The organism is Streptomyces sp. NPDC059247, from assembly GCF_042754005.1.
GTDB lineage: Bacteria > Actinomycetota > Actinomycetes > Streptomycetales > Streptomycetaceae > Streptomyces.
The window spans coordinates 223681-240751 of record NZ_JBHYZW010000010.1; the positions used below are offsets into that span (position 1 = coordinate 223681).

Genomic DNA, 17071 nt, shown 5'->3' on the forward strand with positions numbered 1-17071 from the left:
CGTGCCGCTCACGGCCCGACCCCGCAAAGGGTTTTCAGCGCGGGCCGCCCCACGAAGGGGTCTCAGCGCGGGCCGGGCGGCAAAGGGTTTTCAGCACGGGCCGTCCCGCGAAGGGTTTTCAGCACGGGCCGCCCCGCAAAGGGGTCTCAGCACGGGCCGCCCCGCGAAGGGGTCTCAGCGCGGGCCGGGCGGCACCATGACGTGGGTCGCCTCCTGGACGGTCGGCAGGACCGTACGGACGCCCTCGCGTTCGAAGACGGGCCTGCCCTTCTCCATGAAGGCGAGGAAGTCGTCCTCGGAATCCCAGAAGTCGACGACCCGCCATCCGCCGTCGCCGTCGGGCCCGGCGGCGTGCGCGAGGAGCCCGGCGGGCGGGAACCAGTCGGTCTCTCCGAGGCGCCGGGTGGTCTCCTCGTACTGCTCCCGGGTGCCGCCGGGGATCTCGATCGTGACGATGACGGCCATGCCCTGCTCCTGGGGGTGGGGGGACGCGGGAGTACGGGGTTCGGGGATCGCGTCCAGCTCAGCAGGCGCCGGGAAGGGCCGCACGGCGACGGACCCCGAACGGGCGAGGGGACACCGCCCCTGCTCCCCCGCGCGCCCGCCCCCTACTCCCCCGCGCGCCCGCCCGCCGGAGGCACGGCCCCGCCCGCCCCGGGGCCACCGGTTCCACCGATTCCACCGATTCCACCGAGGGCCGCGACGGACAGGCGGACGGCCCGGTCGGTGACGGCGGCCCAGTCGGCGCCGTTCTCCAGGGCGGTGGTAGCGGCGTTGACGAAGCCCTGGAGGAAGCGGGCGGTCAGGAGCGGATCGTCGTCGCCGAGGTCGCGGAGGGCGGCGACCAGAGGGTCGAGGAGGGCCCGGTGGGCGGTGTCGGCGCCCGCGCGGAGGGCGGCGGCGTCCTGCTCGTCGGCGACGGCGCGGGCGATGCGGTGTTCGCCCTCGCGGACCATGAGGAGCTGGGCGGTGACGTAGGCGGCGACCCGGTCCCCGGGGGTGTCCCCGGCGGCGGCGAGCGCCTCGTGGATGCGCTCGGTCCAGCGGGGGGCCGCCTCGTGGACGACGGCGGTCAGCAGGTGCTGCCGGTCGGGGAAGTACTTGTAGACGCTGTTGCGGGCGAGCCCGGTGCGGCGGGCCACCTCCGCGAAGGTCACCCGGGAGGCGTCGCCCTCCTCCAGGATCTCGCGGGCCGCCCCGAGCAGTGCGGCGCGCTGCTGGGAGCGGTGGTCGGCGACCGTGGCGGCGTGGATCTTGGGCACGGGCCAAGTCTAGGCGCGCTCTCCGGGGACCCCTCTTGGAGACGCCGCGTCCCCATCTTCTATCTTAGGGACGCTCCGTCCCCATCCTGGGGCGGAGGCATCCCAGAGATCACCGGAGGAGGGAACACCGTGTTCCTCGCCCTGCTGGAACTGAGAGCGGCCCGGGGCCGCTTCCTGCTGATGGGCAGCGTCGTCGTCCTGGTCGCCGCGCTCGTCGGCATCGTCTCCGGCTTCACCACCGGCCTCGGTGACGACACCGTCTCCGCCCTGCGCCGCCTGCCCGCCACCCATGTCGCCTTCGCCCCGGGCTCGGACTCCGACCAGTTCGCCCGGGGCCTGGTGGACGCCCGTACCGCCGAGGACTGGGGCCGGGAGGACGGCACCGAGGCGACCCCGCTGGGCGTGACCATCACGCGCGGCACCACCGGCCGGGGCACCGAGGTCGACCTCGCCGCGTTCGGGGTCGTGCCCGGCGCCTTCACCGACCCCGGCGCCGACGACGGCCGACCGCTCGACCCCGCCCGCCCGCAGGGCGTCGTCGTCTCCCGCCAGCTCCTCGACGAGGGCGTCCGGATCGGTGACGCCCTCGTCGTGGACCGCCTCGGCATCCGCCTCGACGTCGTCGGCGCCACCGGCCGTTCCTCGTACGGGCACGTGCCCGTCGCGTACATGACGGCCGACACCTGGCGGCGCGTCCGCTTCACCGCGCCCGGAGCGGCCTCGGCCGCCCCCGCCGGGCTCCCGGCCCAGTACAGCGCCGTGGCGCTGCGGCTCCCCGACGGGACCGGCGGCGACGCCCTCGCCGCCGCCGACCGGCGCCACGACACCACGACCGTCCCCCTGGAGACCGCTTTCGCGGCAGCCCCCGGCTATGACGGCGAGCGTCTGACGATGACGTCGATCCAGACGTTCCTGTTCCTGATCGCACCGCTCGTCGTCGGCGCCTTCTTCGCCGTGTGGACCGTCCAGCGCACCCCGGAACTCGCCCTGTTGCGCGCGATGGGCGCCTCCCGGCGCAGGCTCCTGGGGCACACCCTCGCGCAGGCGGCGGTGGTCGTCGCCACCGGCACCGCGGTCGGTGCCGCCCTCGCGGCGGGCGTCGGCCTGCTCGTCGGCGAGCAGGTGCCGTTCAGCCTGCCCGCCGGGACGCTCGCCGCCACCATGCTCGCGGTGGCCCTGGTCGGCCTCGCCGGTTCCGCCCTCACCCTGCGACGGGTCGCCACCGTCGACCCGATGACCCTGCTGGGAGCCGGACGATGAGCCTCCATCTCCACGACGTCACCGTCACCCTGGGCCGGGGCGAGTCCCGTACGACCGCCCTGCGCGGTCTCGACGCGCGCTTCCCGCCGGGCGCGCTCACCGCGCTCGTCGGCCCCTCGGGCTCGGGCAAGTCGACGCTGCTCGCGGTCGCCGGGGCACTGCTGCGGCCGGACGCGGGCCGGGTCCTGCTCAACGGGACCGATCTCGCCGCGCTCACCGACCGGGAGCGGGCCCGCGCCCGCCGGGAGCGCATCGGCTACGTCTTCCAGAGCGGCAACCTGCTCACCGGGCTGACCGCAGAGGAGCAGCTCCTCGCCGCCGTCTCGCTGACCGGGCGCAGCCCGCGGGCCCTGCGCCCGAGGGCCCGCGCGCTGCTCGACGAGGTCGGGCTGGGACATCGCGGGTCCCACCGCCCGGACCAGCTCTCCGGCGGCGAACGCCAGCGGGTCGCCCTGGCCCGCGCCCTCCTCCTGGAGCCCGAGCTGCTCCTGGTGGACGAGCCGACGGCGGCCGTCGACCGGGCCCGCGCGGAGGACCTGACGGCCCTGATCGCCCGCACGGCGCACGAACACGGCTGTGTGACCGTCGTGGCGACCCACGACCCGGTGGTCACGGAGGCCGCCGACGGGACGGTGGACATGGGGGACCACGCGCCGCCGCTCGCGGCCTGACCCCGGTCCGGTGGGCGGCACCCCGGGTCCGGCGCCGCCCCCGGACCGGTCCCGGCGGCCGGAGGTCTGACCCCCCGGACCGTCCCGGGGCGCGCGCCGTCGCCAGACGTACGGCCCCGGCGTCAGCCCCCGCCCCCGCCTCCGGTCCCGGGGGTGGCGGTCTCGCACGCGCGCTCCCGGGCCGCCATCACCTCCTCGCCGTGCTCGAAGCCCCAGGCGCCCACGAACTCGACCGGGCCCAGCAACGTCCTTCCCAGGGCGGTGAGTTCGTATTCGACGCGGGGTGGTGAGCCGGGGCGGGGGTGCCGCTCGACCAGGCCGTCGGACCCGAGCCGCCGCAGGGTCTCGGTGAGGACCTTGGAGCTGATGCCGCCGATCCGCTCCCGCAGCTCGACCGGGCGCAGGGGGCCGTCGCGCAGGGCCCACAGCACCACGGCGTTCCAGGTGTTCGCGAACAGGTCGAAGGCGAGGCGGGCCCGGCAGTCGGCGAGGCGGGGGTCTGGGGTCACGTACCGAATGGTGCCCGAGCCGCTCCCTAGCGTCGGTACGGACAGCCGAACCCGGCTGCCCCGTAAGGGATTTCACGGCGGAGGGGACACACCATGAGGATCGGCGTACTGGGCACGGGGAGCATGGCGGACGCGCTCGCCGCGCACTGGGTGCGGGCCGGGCACGAGGTGACGGTCGGGGGGCGCGACCCGCGCGCGGCGGAACGGCTCGCGGCGCGCCTCGGCGGGGGCGCGCGGCCCGCCGGGCTCCGGGCGGCGGCCGGGTCCGGCGAGGTGGTCCTCGCGGCGCTGCCGTACGGGGCCGGGGCCGGGGTGGTGCGGGAGCTGCGCGGGGCGCTGGACGGCCGGGTGCTGATCGACTGCTCCAACCCGGTCGGGCCCGGCTTCCGGCTGCTGACCGAGGGCGGGCCGTCGGCCGCGCGGCGGCTGGCGGAGGCCGCGCCGGGGGCCCGGGTGGTCAAGGCGTTCAACCTGTGCCACGAGGACGTGTGGCGGATGCGGCCCCCGGTCTTCGGCGGAAGGCCGCTGGCCGTGCCGGTCTGCGGGGACGACCCGGCGGCCCTCGCCCTCGTCCACGGACTGGTCCGGGACGCGGGCTGCGCCCCGGTGTCCGGCGGCGGTCTGGACCGCGCGGGCCTCCTGGAGGCGACCGCCGCGCTGTTCATCGGCCTGTGGGTCGGGGAGGGCGCGGACGCCCAGGCGATCGCCCCTCCGCTGGCGTACGCGTCGGGACCGGGCGGCGCCGGGGGCGGGCGGGGCCGTACGCCCGTAGCGGGGGACGGCCGTAGCGGGGGACGGCCGTAGCCGGGGACGGCCGTGGACGGTGGCCGCCCAGGGGCGCGACCGGGGCCCGTACGGGAGGCGGTGTCCGTCACCCGTACGGGAGGCGGTGTCCGCTCGACCCGCCGATCACCCGGGCCACTCATCCGGGCCACCCCCCGAACCGTTCCCCCGGACCGCTCCCCCGGACCGGGCCCCGGGCCACACCCCCAGACCGCTCCCCGGACCGGACCCCCGAGCCGCTCCCCCGAACCGGGCGCCCTCACCGCCGTACGCGACCGCCCCGCGTCCCCACCAGATCGAGCACGCTCAACGTGAACATCACGACCCCCAGGGGGACATGGACCGAGGGGACGTGGGCGATGCCCAGGACCACCTGGAGGGAGGCGAGCAGGAGGAAGCCGGTCGCGTGGACGGTCCGGCGGGGGGAGCCGCCGCCCGGCCGCCAGGCCAGGACCGCCGCCAGCAGGTACAGCATCGACGCGCCGTACATCACCCGGGCGCCCACCCCGTGGAGGGTCTCCCCGTACGAGGTGGACAGCAGCAGGCCCGCCGTCACCGCCTGGAAGAGGAGGGCGACGGTCTGGACCACCACCGCGCCCCGGACGAAGGCGGGCCACCCGCCCGCGCCGTCCGCACCCCCGCCCGCGCACTTCTCGCTCCCGCCCGTACGGCTCGCGCTCCCGTCCCCCGCCCCCGCCGTCGTCCCGCCCGTGGTCCCCGTCGTCCCGTTCTTCCTCAGTACGGACATCGTTCCGCCCCCTCGTCCCGCCGTGCGGCGGTCGCTCGGTACTGTCTCGGCTGTTCGACGAAACAGGCCCGCGAAGTGTGAGGCGAGGTGCGCCGCACGCCTCGCGCCGGACGAGCGGGGAGCGGACGTCACCCATGAGCATCCAGGACTCCGGCGCGATCGCCGGGGAGCGGCCCCGGCTGACCGGCATCGCCTACCGGCTGCTCGGTTCGCTGACCGAGGCAGAGGACGCCGTACAGGAGGCGTACGCCCGCTGGTACGCGCTGACTCCGGCGCGGCGGGCGGCAGTCGAGGTGCCCGGGGCGTGGCTGACGACGGTGGCGGGGCGGATCTGTCTGGACGTGCTCGGTTCGGCGCGGGTACGGCGGGAGCGGTACGTGGGCGCGTGGATACCGGAGCCGCTGCCGGACGGTACGGAGTGGGGCGGGGGCGGTGGGGCCGATCCGGCGGACCGGGTGGCCCTGGACGAGTCGGTGGGGATGGCGTTCCTGGTGGTGCTGGAGTCGATGACTCCGGCGGAGCGGGTCGCGTTCGTCCTGCACGACGTGTTCCGCTATCCGTTCCCGGAGATCGCCGGGATCGTGGGCCGTACTCCGGCGGCCTGCCGTCAGCTCGCCGCGTCGGCCAGGCGGCGGGTCCGCGCGGACCGGGCGCGGACGACGGCCGCGCTCCCGGAGGCCGAACAGGCGCTTCTCGTACGGCGGTTCAAGGAGGCGTGGGAGGCGAAGGACATCGGCGCGGTCGTCGGCCTGCTCGACCCGGACGCGGTGATGACGGCGGACGGCGGCGGCCTGGTCGGGACGGCGCTCCGCCCGGTGGCGGGGGCGCGCCGCATCGCGGAGTACTTCGTCTTCGTCGCGGGGAAGGCCCCGGGTCTGGTCCTGTCGGAGCACAGGGTGAACGGGCGCCCGGGGCTGGTCGCCCGGCACGGGGACACGGTCGTCACGGTCGCCGCGTTCGATCTCGACGGCGACCGGGTGACCAGGATCTGGGCGGTCCGCAATCCGGAGAAGCTGACGGCGTGGACCGTGCCGGGCGAGGGGCCGGGGGCGGCTCAGGGGTCCTGACGGAAGCGGTCGATCACGCGACCGCCGGACCGGCCGAGGAACCCGCCGCCCCCGGTGCCGGTCAGGCCTGCTGGCAGTAGAACTCGCCGGCGGTCGGGTTCGGTACGGAATCACAGGCGTGGCTGACGCCCGCCGAGCCCATGGAGACCAGGGCGGCGAGAGCGAGCGTGGCCATGGCCCTGCGCAGTGTGGTCATCGAGAATCTCCCCGTTCGATGGATGTGCGGTACGGCTCCGAGGCCGTCCCGGGAGCCAACGTAGGGGCGGAATCCGGCCCACCGAAGGCAAAGTACGGCCAAAGAGTGCCCGAAAAGCGATGGTTGCCTACAGTGCTCGGCCCTGCGGGACCCGATGCGGCGAGGCGCGGCCGGGGGCCTTCTGCGGGGGCCCGACATGGCGGTCTTCGGCCCGGCGGAGGGCTCCGGCGGACCGGCAAGGGCCCCGGCAGTCCGGCAAGGGCCCGGTGGTCCGCCGGAGAGCCCCGGCGGTCCGGCAAGGGCCCGGCGGTCCGGCGAAGAAACCCCGGCGGTCTCTGGCAAGGGCCCCCGGCAGTCCGGCAAGGTCCCGGCGGGCTACCCCGGGCGGTGTTGTCGGCGCAGCCCCTCGGCGAGCGTCAGGAAGATCCGCAGGTTGAGCACCCCTTCCGCCGGGAGCGCCATCCACGGCTCGGCGACGCCGACTCGGCGGACGACCAGCTTTCCCCGCGCCAGCTCGACCCCCTCCACCGCACCCCATTCCAGGCGCTCGTCCAGGTGCTCGATCCCCGCGAGGTCGATGCGGACGAGGAGGAAGTCGAGCCGCTCCCCCGCCTCCAGACGGGCCGTGTCCAGCGGGAGCCGGAACCGGTGGAAGTCGGCGTCGACGGCCTCGGCGAAGTCCGCGAGCCCTTCGTAGGCGTCGGTCAGCACCATCGATCCGCCGCCCGCCACGTACACGGTGAGCGTGTTCTGCGAGGCGCTCGTCAGCCCGTTGCCCACCGTGGTCCTCGACCGGCCGACGCTGACGATCTCCTCCCAGGGGTACACCTCGGGGACCCTCCCGGTGACCCACCGGACGATCCCCTGCTCGTAGTGGCCGACCCACACCTGCGGCTGGGACCGGGACCGTACGACGATCCATCCCGCGAACACGAGCGGTGCCACGCCCAGGACGGTCAACGGCAGGGAGTTGTACCAGGCCCCGATCGCGTTCCGGAAGACGTACCAGAGGATGGCCAGGCCGAACAGGACCAGCGGCACCAGGAAGCTCCAGACCAGCCGTCCGGGCTCGGTGCGCACGGTCCCGCGACGCGCCCCCATCCCGCAGTCCCGGGCGGCCTCGCGCAGGGTGGGCGGTACGACGACACGGACTTGCTCCAGCATGGGTCCCCCCGAGATTCCCTGGACGCCCATTGTCGGCCGCCGGGCCCGTACGGGGGAAGGGAATCGGACTGCGGACGCGCGGGCCGCTTCTCCACAACACCCTTTACCGCGCTGACGGTTCAGATGCCGGTCGACGCCCATATGTGGGGCGTGAACGCGTACGGAGCGCCCGCCCGGCACCTCCGGCGGGGCGGCGCGGGTGGGGTGTTCGACACCTACGCGGACAGTTTCGCGACCGTGTGGGAGACCGCCCTCTCCGTGGAAGGCTGAGCCCATGGCACGGACCGAGCACTACGACGACCCGGACGCCCCGGAGCCCCACAGCATGGTGGTGGCGGCCTCCGCCGTCGTGACCGACGCCCGGGGCCGCATCCTCCTCCAGCACCGCCGGGACAACGGCCTGTGGGCGCTGCCGGGCGGCGGGATGGACATGGGCGAGTCGCTGCCGGGGGCGGCCGTCCGGGAGGTCCGCGAGGAGACCGGGCTTGAGGTGGAGATCACCGGTCTCGTCGGCACCTACACGGACCCGCGCCACATCATCGCGTACAGCGACGGAGAGGTGCGGCGCCAGTTCAACGTGTGCTTCCGGGCGCGCGTCGTCGGCGGGTCGCCGGCCGTCTCCGACGAGAGCACGGAAGTCCGGTTCGTGGACCCCGACGACCTGGCCGATCTGCCCATGCACCACACCCAACGGCTGAGGTTGGCGCACTTCCTGGAAGACCGGCCGACTCCCTACCTGGGGTGATCGTCAGCGACTCGACGCGGATCAGGGCGGGGACGCCCTGATCAGAGCAGCCGCGAGGCCGCCGCGAACACGGTGAACGCGGACCAGGCCGCCGGGGTGGCGGTCAGCTCGCCTGCGGTGCGGTCCTTGGTGTCGCGCACGTGGACACGTGCGCAGTTGTCGGCGACCTCGATGCACGCGTCGTTGTCGGGTCCGCTGTGCGTGCTCTTACGCCAGTTCAGTGCGGTCTCAGTCATCGTGGTTCCTTCCCGATAGCTGGAGAAGCTCCGTGCCCGGCGGGCGGCGGGGTCGATCAGTGCGCCTGAGCCGCCGCGAACGCCGTGAAAGCCGTCCAGGCCGCCGGAGCGGCGGTCAGCTCACCCTTGGCGTGGTCCTTGGTGTCCCGGACACGGACAGAACCCGGCGTACTGTCCGCGACCTCGACACAGTTGTCGTCATTGCCGCTGTACGTACTCTTGTGCCAGTTGGGCTCAGTCATCGTGCTTCCCCAGTGCTTCGCGGATAATCTCTTCTGATTCAACGATCCCGAGGGCGTCGGCGTGAAGCCGATCGTAGACCTGTTGGAATCGGTCGACATCGGATGGCTCGACCATATAGCAGCCTGTGCCGAACCCCTCGGTGTAGGCAGTGCGTTCGCCGGAGGAGAGAGTGAGCAGGCTCACCGATCCCGGAAGGCCCGCGCGATCTGCTTGCAGGACCTGGACGTTGATGAACGGTCGCGCGATGGCTTCGAGCAACCACTCGATCTGTCCTCGCATCACCTCGTTGGAACCGATCACCTTCGAGAGGGCGTTCTCATCGAGAACCACCCAGAACCACGGGGGGTTCGGACCGTCGAGCACTGCCTGTCGTTCAGCTCGCCGCCTCACCGCACCCACGATGTCAGTGCTTCCGCTGGGGTCGGACTGCTGAATGATCGCGCGGGCGTACGCCGGGGTCTGGAGCAGTCCCGGCACGACCAGCGAGAACTCATGTATGGTCCGCGCCCTCGCCTGGTCCCGCAGGAAGCCCTGCGCGTAGTCGCGGAAGGCCGTACGGTCACGGATGACCAGCAGGTTCACCAGCGCCCCGCCGAGTTCGAGGACCTGGTCGATCTGGCGGCCGAGCTTGAGGTCCGGCGGATCTCCGTTCTCGATCTCGGAGATACGGGTAGTACTGCTGAACACCTTGGTGGCGAGGTCCTGTTGCCGCCATTCACGACGCTTGCGGGCGTCGCGGATCATGTCGGCGATGAAGCTCTCCAGGCTCTCGCTCGGGTCGATCTCACTCTGAGCTGGCATATGCGACGTTTCCTGATCCCCTAGGGAAACCCAACTCCTGGCGAGAGTAGGCATGTCGACGTCATCGTGAAGGAGTTCCGTAGGAGATCCACCGGAAAGAGAGTTCTTCATGTATACGTCCACAAACGCGCCGCCTCCCATCCGTCCCGTCTCCGAGGAGGAGGCTTCCCGGGTCTACCGGGAGCTGAAGACCGCCATGGAGACCGCCGGGGTCCCCATCAAGGGGCTCTACCGGGACGTCACCCGCTCCCCCGGCGGGGACGTGCACCGGTACGGGCTCGGGGTCGTCGGGGTGGCCGGGGCCAAGCGCCTGACCGTGCTCCTGAACGCGTCCCGGACCACCCCGTGAGGTACCGCGTCGGGGACGTCGTCACGGACGGGCGGCGGGCCCTGACCGGGCAGGTCCGGGACGTGCACGGGAACCTGCTCAGCCTGGTCCGGCCCAGCGGATACCTGTGGGAGGCGGCGATCGAACAGTGCTGGACGGCAAGCCCCGAGGAACGCGAGGCGCTGACCCCGCGCGGAGCCGTACGCGTCATCAGTACGTCGCCCGCGCGGCCCTCTTCCTGATCGCGGTGGCGGTCGCCGCCCTCGGCGCGGCCCTCTGGCTCCGTACCCCCTGAGCCAGGCCCTCCCGTCCGCCGGGGACCCCTCGCCGGGAGGGCCGTACACCCGGCCGTACACCCGGCGGAACGGTCCGCCGGGTCCGGCCCGGCGGAACGGTGCGCGGCTGGTCAGGGGCGGGCGGGATCGGCGATGATGCGGCGGCGGGCGCGGTCTTCCACTCGGGTCACGGGGCACAGAGAACCCCATGGTCCTGGGAGCCGTGCCGTGTCACGTTCCAGCGCCGCGTCCCGTACCGAAGCCGCGACGCCCGGGGCCGTGGCACCCGACCGAGGAGAACCGACCATGGACCCCGCACCCGGCAGACGGCCCTTCCGGAAACTGTGGGCGGCCACCGCCACGTCGAACCTCTCCGACGGGATAAGCCTCGCCGCGGCGCCCCTGCTCGCGGCCACCGTGACCCACGACCCCGCGCTGATCGCGGGGATCACCGTGGCGCAGCGGGCCCCGTGGCTGGTCCTGTCCTTCATATCCGGCGTCCTCGCGGACCGGCTGGACCGGCGGCGGGTCGCGCAGGCGGCGAACTGGATCCGTGCCGCCGGATTCGTGGTGCTCGCGCTGGCCGTCCTCGGCGACGCCGTCTCCATGCCGCTGCTGTACGTGGTCTTCTTCGCCGTCGGGACGGCGGAGACGCTCTACGACAGTTCGTCGTCCGCGTGGCTGCCGACGCTGGTCGCCCCGGACGAGTTGGGGAAGGCCAACGGGCGGTTGCAGACCACGTTCGTCGTCTGCAACGAGTTCGTCGGACCGCCGGTGGGCGGATTCCTCTTCGCCTCGGCGGCCATGGCCCCGTTCGTCCTCGGCGCCACCGGCTACGTGGCCGCCGTCGGTCTGCTGGCGCTGATCCCCACGGCGACCCGGCACCGGCGGGAGCCGCTCTCGGAGCCGCTGACGGTGAAGAGCGTCGCCGCGGACATCGCCGTCGGCGCGCGGTGGTACTGGTCGTCGCCGACGCTGCGGTCGCTGAGCGTCGTCGCGGCGACGGGCAACGCCGTCAACGCCGCCACCTACGGCGTTCTCGTGCTGCTCGCCACGGACGTGCTGGGGGTCCCCTCGTCCTGGTACGGCGTCCTGCTCGCGGCGGGTGCCATCGGCGCGGTGGCGGGTGGCCTGGTGGCGGGCAGGATCGGCGAGTGGATGCCGACCGGCACGCTGATCCTGGTGACGAACCTGCTGTCGGCCGGGTCCACCATCGGCATGGGACTGGCGATCAGCCCGGCGGTCACCGTCGCCTTCATGGCGCTGGACGGGTTCGCGGTCCTGGTCCAGAACGTCCAGGTCGTCACCCTCCGGCAGCAGATCGTGCCGAACGGGATGATGGGCCGCGTCACCTCGGCCTACCGGTCCGTCGCCGTGGGCGCGTTCACCGTAGGCGGTGTGGCGGGCGGCCTGGTGGCGAAGTTCTTCGGGATCCCCGCCGCCTTCTACGCCGGTGGCGCCGCCATGGCGGTCACGGCCTTCATGGTCCTGCCGGTCCTGAACAACAGGCGCCTCGCCCAGGTGAAGACCGAGGCGGCCGAACGGGGGGAGGCACCTGCGAACCACGACGCGAACGCTGGGGGCACGGGAGGCACCGGAGGCACTGCGGGCGCTGGAGGCACTGCGGGCACGGGAGGCACGGGAGGCACTGCGGGCACCGGGGTGTGACACCCGCGCCCCACCCCTCGTATCCCTGTTCCTCGCGTTCATGGGCGGCCCGCCGCAGGGGACTTCGCCGTTGCCGTACGAGCGAGGGGCCGGGCCCCACCGCCTCATCCCCGGGAACGACCGCGTCGGCCGCCAGGCGCCCCGGTGGTCAGTGCCAGCGCCCGTGGAGCGCCCGCAGCCAGGGCTCCCGCCCGGCGGGCAGGCGCGCGAGGGTGTAGCGGTACGCGTTGCCCGTCGGCTGCACCAGCGGGTACGGGGGCAGGGGGTCGTCCCGCTCCACACCCGTCGGCAGCCCGCCGACGACCGGCAGCCGGGTCCGGTGGGGCGGGAAGGCCAACTCGACCCAGAGCGCGGCCTCGACGGGCACCGCCACCGCGCCGCCGCCCGGCCTCCACACCTCGCCGCTCTGCGGGTGGACCGGCACCAGCACCAGTTCGGCGGCCGGTTCGCCGAGCCCCGGCCCCGCCAGGTCCAGCCGCATCGCGCCCGCCCCGGAGGGCAGCAGCGCGGTGAGCGCGCGGCCGAAGACCTCGGCGACCGGGCCGGGTGCCGCCACGATCGGGCCGCCCCCGGTGGCCACCACCGCGTGGGCGAGGGCCACGCCCGCCGGGATCCCCCCGTGCGCGCCGAGGCCCGGCCACAGCGCGCCCTCGGCCGACAGTCCGGCCCAGTCCATGACGGGGCGTTCCGGCGGACCGGGCAGCCGTACCGCCTCCGGGAGGAGCCGGGCCACCTGCCACTGCCCGCAGTCGTCGATCCGCCAGCCGACCGGGCGCCCGCACTCCAGACACTGGAGGTTCGGGCCGCCGCTGCCGTCGATCCCCAGGCAGTAGCCCTCGTTCCGCTCCGGGATCAGCCCGGTGCCGGGCAGGTCGCCGGGCGCGAGCAGGAGGGTGTCCGAAGGCCCGTCGGAGAGGTCGCCCCAGAACTCCACGAAGTAGCCCCGCGCCGCCGCGCCGCGCGCCCCGACCTCCTCCCAGGTCCGCCAGGGCGCCCCGTACCGCTCGTGGTCGACGGCGTAGGTCCCCGCTTCCATGAGCGGCGGATGCAGCGTCTCCCAGTAGCTGTCGGCCAGATGGACCGGCCGGACCACCCGTGACACCGACACCGTCAGCGCCGCGCCGCAGCCCGCGCACCCGAACACCGCCAAACCGTCCCCTCCCACCGTCGAAGCCCCCGCATCCCACCAGGCGGACGGCCGGACGACAAGGGGATTTCGGCCGATGCCGAGCGCCCCGGGCAACCCCGCCCGCCGCCAGCGGACGCCCCCGGTCAGGACGGCGGCGCGGCGCGGCGCGGTCCGGCGCGGCCCGGCCCGGCCCGGCTCGGCCCGGCCCGGCCCGGCCCGGCCCGGCTCGGCCCGGCTCGGCTCGGCCCGGCGCGGCTCGGCCCGGCCCTCTGGCTCCGCACCCTCTGAGGAGGGCCCGCCAGGAGGGGCGGGCTCGTCACTGGATTCCGGGGCCCTGCCACCCCTCAGGAGTGGGGGGCTGGGCCCCGGCCGGTTCCTCGAAGGCGTTCCGGACCTCGCCCGTGGTGGCGTCCACCGTCGCCGAGAGGAGCAGACCGCCGTCGCGGGCGGCCAGCCGCCAGTGGACGCGCCAGTCGTCCCCCTGTCGCTCGACCAGGTAGACGGGCCGCTCGCGGACGATCCGGCCGGGCTCCACCCGGTGGTGGGCGGTGAACTTCTCCCATGCCTCGCTCTCGCCGACCTTGGTCTCCGGCAGGGCCGGATCGTCGACGTGGCGGGCGATGAGGTCGGTCATCCGGCCGGACGGCTCGATCAGGATGTCCAGCCGCATGGGCATGAGGAGCTTTCCCCGCCAGCGGCGCCATTCCACGACCCAGCCGAGGTCCTCCGCCCGCGCGTCGACGGGCCAGACCCGTACGCGGGAGTCGCGCAGGGCCCAGGGGGCGTACCCCCGCGCGTACCGGGTGGCGACCCGCTGGGCTTCCTCCGCCGTGCGCACGGGCCCGCTCGCCCCGGGGATCAGGTAGGCGTGGGTCCCCTCTCCCTGGCTGGTGGGGGTGAAGTGCACCGTGAGCCGTTCGCGGTCCGGCCAGGTCAGCTCGGCGAAGCCGCCGGGCAGGGGGGTGTTGACGGTACTGGGGCCCTCGATGTTCCGATGGAGCTTCGCGGCGTCGACGGCGTAGGCGCCGCCGAGAGCCTTCGTCAACGCGGTGTTGAGCGCCTGCGTCTGCTGGGCGCTGGCATCGGGCGAGTCGGTGGGTACGACGGCACGGACGGGGTCGATGACCGTGGCCCAGGTCAGGGAGACGAGCACGACCGCCGCGGCACCCGCACCGACGGCACGGCGGGTGGCGGCGCGGCCCAGGGGCTCGCCTCCGAAGGACGCGCGGCAGGCGAGGGCTCCGGCGCTCGCGCCGATGAGGACGCCCGCCGTGTTGGACACCAGGTCGTCGGTGTCGCACAGGCGCGTGACGAACGGGACGGTGGCCTGTGCGGTCTCGATCATGGCGGACAGCACCGCGCCGAGCCCGACGCTGAGGAGAGGACGCCGTGTCGCCAGCACGGCGAAGAGGCCGAACGGCACGAACAGCACGATGTTGAGCTGCCCTTGGGTCGTGGCGAACGACTGCGTCAAGGACGGGTTGACCGCACAGAGGTGGGTGACGACCCCGCTGCCGCTCCAGGCGGTGAGGAGCACCGGTCCGGCAGCCGACGACGCCCACAGTCCGTAGAACACCGCTCGCGAACGGTCGAGGTGCCGCGAGGCGCGACGGTATACGAATGCCCCGGCGGCCAGCGTCGCCGCGATCGCGAACGCGAGGAAGACCAGCTCTTCCTGGAAGACGGCTTCGATCATGTGAGGTGCCTGTTCGTGGAGAAGGGCCCGTACGCCTCCGGCGAACCGGAAGTCGTACGGGCCCCGGCAGTGTGCCTTGGGTGATTCAGCAGGGTTGTACGGCAGGCGTGGTGTAAGTGGCACCGCCGTTGGTGTAAAGCTTTCCGATGATCGAACTACAGCTCGCGGAAAGCGCGGTGGAGCGCTCGTAGTGGAAGGGCGCCAGATTCATGTTCTGGTTGGCCCAGTAGTTGTTGACCCCGAGGCGCTCGTAACCGATCCGCGCCGTCAGGGACCCGCCACCCGTACGGTAGTAGTTGACCTTGATGTAATTTCCCGCGTTGTTCGTGTATGCGGACAGGACACCGTTGCCCAGCTTGGAGCACCGACTGCCTTCGGTGATCCAGCCGTCGAGCGGGCACGACGTCGCACCGTCTGCGGATGCCGGGACGCCACCCAGCCCGATGAGCGCCACGGCAGTAACAGCCATGACGGTGCCACGCAAACCAGATCTCACGAAAGCCCCCTTTCGTCGACCAAGAGCCTGACCATTTTAGATTTCCCAGAACTTGGCCAGAAAGGTCCATACACGCCATGCCCGATCAATGCGTTTCGGCCTCAGACACGCCTCTGCGCGGAACTCCCCTGACGACCGATGAAAACCGAACGGGTATTCGGCAGTTGGGCCGGATGCGCCGTTCCACCGCAAGCGAAGACCCTGACGCAAGGGGAGGGAATCAACCAATCATGCCCACCACAAACCACATTCTTAATATTTCCACATAGCGCCGATCGCAGCTTCTCCTCACCATCGCCTCTCCGGCTCCGGCTCCAACTCCGGCTCCGTTCCGGCACCGCGCCTGCCGCGTCGTACGGCCCCGTGAGGTGGCGAGGTCGTGGCGGGTGATCAGCGTGTCCTGGTGGGGTGGGGGCGAGAGGTGCGTGAAGTCCGACCGACTTCACGCAGGGTCGTCGGCGCCCCGCGTCGGCAGCGACAGCGCGAGCGCGCCGACCCGCCTGGCGGGGGCCAGGACCCCCCGGCAACAGGCGACTTCACTCGTACGGGCGGACTTCTCCCGGTGTGTCCCGCTGGACAGGTTTACAGGCGGTACGGTCACGCCAAACGGCCCCCGCCGGTGACTGCGAATCACCGTCAGGGGCCTCAACCACCCGTGGAAAGACGTCCACCCGTGATCTCTCGGCACTTTATCGCGCCCTCAAGCGCCTTCACCCGGTTCTCTCACGAGCTGATCCGGCATCCCCGGCTCTCCTCCGACGCCGTGCGGCTGCTGACCTGGCAGCTCTCCCTTCCCGGGGGCGCCACGGAAAACCTCTCCCGTACGGCTGAACGGGCCGGTATCGGGGCGACCGCCTTCACCCGCGCCAAACGCCAGCTCATCTCCGAGGGCTTCGTCCACGAGCGGCGGGTACAGGGCACGGGCGGCTGCTGGAGCACCCAACAGCTCGTGTCCGCCACGCCGTTGACCGCCGCCCAGGCCTCCAAGCTCCTCGGCGGGACGCCCGTACGGCACGCCTCCGCGCAGGTCGCACCGGGCCCCCGAAATCCGGCCGTCGGTGCGCCGGGGCCCCGGCCCGCCGACGGTCATCCAGAAGAAGACCCCCGGGAGAAGACCTCCCACCTTCCACCGGAGACCGGGGACGGGGACGGGGCCGGGGCCCCGCACGGGGCCGGGGACGGGGACGGGGACGGGGCCCCGCACGGAGCCCGGTCCAGGCCCGGAGGCCGGTCCGGGGAGGGGTCCAGGCCCGGAGAGCGGCCCGGGGCCGGGGCCCCGCACGGGGACGAGTCCAGGGATGGAGACCGGTCCAGGCCCGGAGAGCGGCCCGGGGCCGACCCGCCGTCCGAGGACGCCCGCGCCCTCGTCGGCGCGCTCCCGCTGCTCTCCCCCGCCCTCCGCTTCGTCCCGGCCGGAATGCGGGACGAGTTGGCCCGGCTCGCCGCCCGCTGGCTGGCCGCCGGACACACCCCTGCCGACGTCCACGCGCACGTCCTGCGCGGGCTGCCCCGGGACGGGACGCCCGTGCACCGGCCCGGCGGTCTGCTGCGCTACCTCCTCCGGGAGGTCCCGCCCCGGGCCCTCCCGGCGCCCGCGCCCCCGCCGCCCGGCCCCCGCCTGTCCGCGCGGCTGGCGGACGCGCGGGAGTGCGAGGGCACGGAACACACCCAGCCGATGCTGTTCCGCCCCGTCGCGGACGAGAGGCTGTGCCCCCGGTGCGCGGAACCCACCCGACCGCCCGCGCCCGGGGCGCCCGCCCGCTGACCAGGGGCCACCCGTACGTACCGCCGGAG

The 17071-nt window shown here is 73.5% G+C and carries 21 protein-coding genes; 9 read left to right on the forward strand and 12 right to left on the reverse strand.

Annotation, left to right across the window (positions count from 1 at the left end):
* Positions 1–174: 174 nt before the first annotated feature.
* Positions 175–465: a hypothetical protein gene (locus ACFXGN_RS20180; RefSeq protein WP_384860863.1), complete on the reverse strand. Its 291-nt coding sequence runs from the start codon at positions 463–465 to the stop codon at positions 175–177.
* Positions 466–608: 143 nt separating this feature from the next.
* Positions 609–1262 carry a TetR/AcrR family transcriptional regulator gene (locus tag ACFXGN_RS20185; RefSeq protein WP_384860866.1) on the reverse strand — a complete coding sequence of 218 codons (654 nt, stop codon included), beginning with the start codon at positions 1260–1262 and terminating at the stop codon, positions 609–611.
* 129 nt (positions 1263–1391) lie between these two features.
* On the opposite strand from ACFXGN_RS20185, the gene ACFXGN_RS20190 reads away from it, so the two are divergent.
* A complete protein-coding gene (locus ACFXGN_RS20190; protein ID WP_384860869.1) occupies positions 1392–2522 on the forward strand; it encodes an ABC transporter permease in 1131 nt (376 codons plus the stop codon).
* Positions 2519–3193 carry an ABC transporter ATP-binding protein gene (locus ACFXGN_RS20195; protein ID WP_384860872.1) on the forward strand — a complete coding sequence of 225 codons (675 nt, stop codon included), beginning with the start codon at positions 2519–2521 and terminating at the stop codon, positions 3191–3193. The genes ACFXGN_RS20190 and ACFXGN_RS20195 overlap by 4 nt, the downstream gene beginning before the upstream one ends.
* A 122-nt stretch (positions 3194–3315) precedes the next feature.
* On the opposite strand, the gene ACFXGN_RS20200 is transcribed toward ACFXGN_RS20195, so the two are convergent.
* Positions 3316–3702 carry a winged helix-turn-helix transcriptional regulator gene (locus tag ACFXGN_RS20200; RefSeq protein WP_384860875.1) on the reverse strand — a complete coding sequence of 129 codons (387 nt, stop codon included), beginning with the start codon at positions 3700–3702 and terminating at the stop codon, positions 3316–3318.
* Between the two features lie 93 nt (positions 3703–3795).
* Between ACFXGN_RS20200 and ACFXGN_RS20205 the strand changes: the two genes are divergently transcribed.
* Positions 3796–4506, forward strand: coding sequence for an NADPH-dependent F420 reductase (locus ACFXGN_RS20205; RefSeq protein ID WP_384860877.1), 711 nt, complete (start codon positions 3796–3798; stop codon positions 4504–4506).
* Positions 4507–4744: 238 nt separating this feature from the next.
* On the opposite strand, the gene ACFXGN_RS20210 is transcribed toward ACFXGN_RS20205, so the two are convergent.
* On the reverse strand, positions 4745–5233 hold the full coding sequence (locus ACFXGN_RS20210; RefSeq protein WP_384860880.1) for a hypothetical protein: 489 nt from the start codon (positions 5231–5233) through the stop codon (positions 4745–4747).
* A 134-nt stretch (positions 5234–5367) separates the two neighbouring features.
* Between ACFXGN_RS20210 and sigJ the strand changes: the two genes are divergently transcribed.
* Positions 5368–6300, forward strand: a complete 933-nt coding sequence (sigJ, locus tag ACFXGN_RS20215; RefSeq protein WP_384860883.1) for an RNA polymerase sigma factor SigJ — start codon at positions 5368–5370, stop codon at positions 6298–6300.
* 61 nt (positions 6301–6361) lie between these two features.
* On the opposite strand, the gene ACFXGN_RS20220 is transcribed toward sigJ, so the two are convergent.
* Together ACFXGN_RS20220 and ACFXGN_RS20225 are read right to left on the reverse strand one after the other, a co-directional pair.
* Positions 6362–6496 (reverse strand): hypothetical protein, encoded by a 135-nt coding sequence (locus ACFXGN_RS20220; RefSeq protein WP_384860885.1) that lies wholly within the window; start codon positions 6494–6496, stop codon positions 6362–6364.
* Positions 6497–6871: 375 nt separating this feature from the next.
* Positions 6872–7660 carry a DUF6585 family protein gene (locus tag ACFXGN_RS20225; RefSeq protein ID WP_384860888.1) on the reverse strand — a complete coding sequence of 263 codons (789 nt, stop codon included), beginning with the start codon at positions 7658–7660 and terminating at the stop codon, positions 6872–6874.
* A 274-nt stretch (positions 7661–7934) separates the two neighbouring features.
* Between ACFXGN_RS20225 and ACFXGN_RS20230 the strand changes: the two genes are divergently transcribed.
* The gene (locus tag ACFXGN_RS20230; protein ID WP_384860891.1) at positions 7935–8405 is read left to right on the forward strand and encodes an NUDIX hydrolase; all 471 of its coding nucleotides are present in this window, start codon (positions 7935–7937) and stop codon (positions 8403–8405) included.
* A gap of 41 nt (positions 8406–8446) precedes the next feature.
* Here ACFXGN_RS20230 and ACFXGN_RS20235 read toward each other — a convergent pair whose 3' ends face one another.
* Genes ACFXGN_RS20235 through ACFXGN_RS20245 form a run of 3 tightly spaced genes read right to left on the reverse strand, consistent with a single transcriptional unit; the run spans position 8447 to position 9685 of the window.
* Positions 8447–8641, reverse strand: coding sequence for a DUF397 domain-containing protein (locus ACFXGN_RS20235; protein WP_384860894.1), 195 nt, complete (start codon positions 8639–8641; stop codon positions 8447–8449).
* Between the two features lie 56 nt (positions 8642–8697).
* The gene (locus ACFXGN_RS20240; RefSeq protein WP_384860897.1) at positions 8698–8883 is read right to left on the reverse strand and encodes a DUF397 domain-containing protein; all 186 of its coding nucleotides are present in this window, start codon (positions 8881–8883) and stop codon (positions 8698–8700) included.
* Positions 8876–9685, reverse strand: coding sequence for a Scr1 family TA system antitoxin-like transcriptional regulator (locus ACFXGN_RS20245; RefSeq protein ID WP_384860899.1), 810 nt, complete (start codon positions 9683–9685; stop codon positions 8876–8878). Before ACFXGN_RS20245 ends, ACFXGN_RS20240 begins: the two co-directional genes overlap by 8 nt.
* A gap of 109 nt (positions 9686–9794) precedes the next feature.
* Between ACFXGN_RS20245 and ACFXGN_RS20250 the strand changes: the two genes are divergently transcribed.
* The 3 genes from ACFXGN_RS20250 to ACFXGN_RS20260 all read left to right on the forward strand — a co-directional run bounded on the left by ACFXGN_RS20250 (position 9795) and on the right by ACFXGN_RS20260 (position 11956).
* Positions 9795–10034, forward strand: coding sequence for a hypothetical protein (locus tag ACFXGN_RS20250; protein WP_384860902.1), 240 nt, complete (start codon positions 9795–9797; stop codon positions 10032–10034).
* Positions 10031–10255, forward strand: a complete 225-nt coding sequence (locus ACFXGN_RS20255) for a hypothetical protein (RefSeq protein WP_384860905.1) — start codon at positions 10031–10033, stop codon at positions 10253–10255. The genes ACFXGN_RS20250 and ACFXGN_RS20255 overlap by 4 nt, the downstream gene beginning before the upstream one ends.
* A 339-nt stretch (positions 10256–10594) precedes the next feature.
* A complete protein-coding gene (locus ACFXGN_RS20260; protein WP_384860908.1) occupies positions 10595–11956 on the forward strand; it encodes an MFS transporter in 1362 nt (453 codons plus the stop codon).
* A 148-nt stretch (positions 11957–12104) separates the two neighbouring features.
* On the opposite strand, the gene ACFXGN_RS20265 is transcribed toward ACFXGN_RS20260, so the two are convergent.
* The 3 genes from ACFXGN_RS20265 to ACFXGN_RS20275 all read right to left on the reverse strand — a co-directional run bounded on the left by ACFXGN_RS20265 (position 12105) and on the right by ACFXGN_RS20275 (position 15277).
* Positions 12105–13100, reverse strand: coding sequence for a hypothetical protein (locus ACFXGN_RS20265; protein WP_384860960.1), 996 nt, complete (start codon positions 13098–13100; stop codon positions 12105–12107).
* A gap of 301 nt (positions 13101–13401) precedes the next feature.
* Positions 13402–14781 (reverse strand): VanZ family protein, encoded by a 1380-nt coding sequence (locus ACFXGN_RS20270; protein WP_384860911.1) that lies wholly within the window; start codon positions 14779–14781, stop codon positions 13402–13404.
* Positions 14782–14866: 85 nt separating this feature from the next.
* Positions 14867–15277, reverse strand: a complete 411-nt coding sequence (locus tag ACFXGN_RS20275) for a hypothetical protein (RefSeq protein WP_384860914.1) — start codon at positions 15275–15277, stop codon at positions 14867–14869.
* 673 nt (positions 15278–15950) lie between these two features.
* On the opposite strand from ACFXGN_RS20275, the gene ACFXGN_RS20280 reads away from it, so the two are divergent.
* Positions 15951–17042 carry a hypothetical protein gene (locus ACFXGN_RS20280; protein ID WP_384860917.1) on the forward strand — a complete coding sequence of 364 codons (1092 nt, stop codon included), beginning with the start codon at positions 15951–15953 and terminating at the stop codon, positions 17040–17042.
* Positions 17043–17071 lie beyond the last annotated feature (29 nt).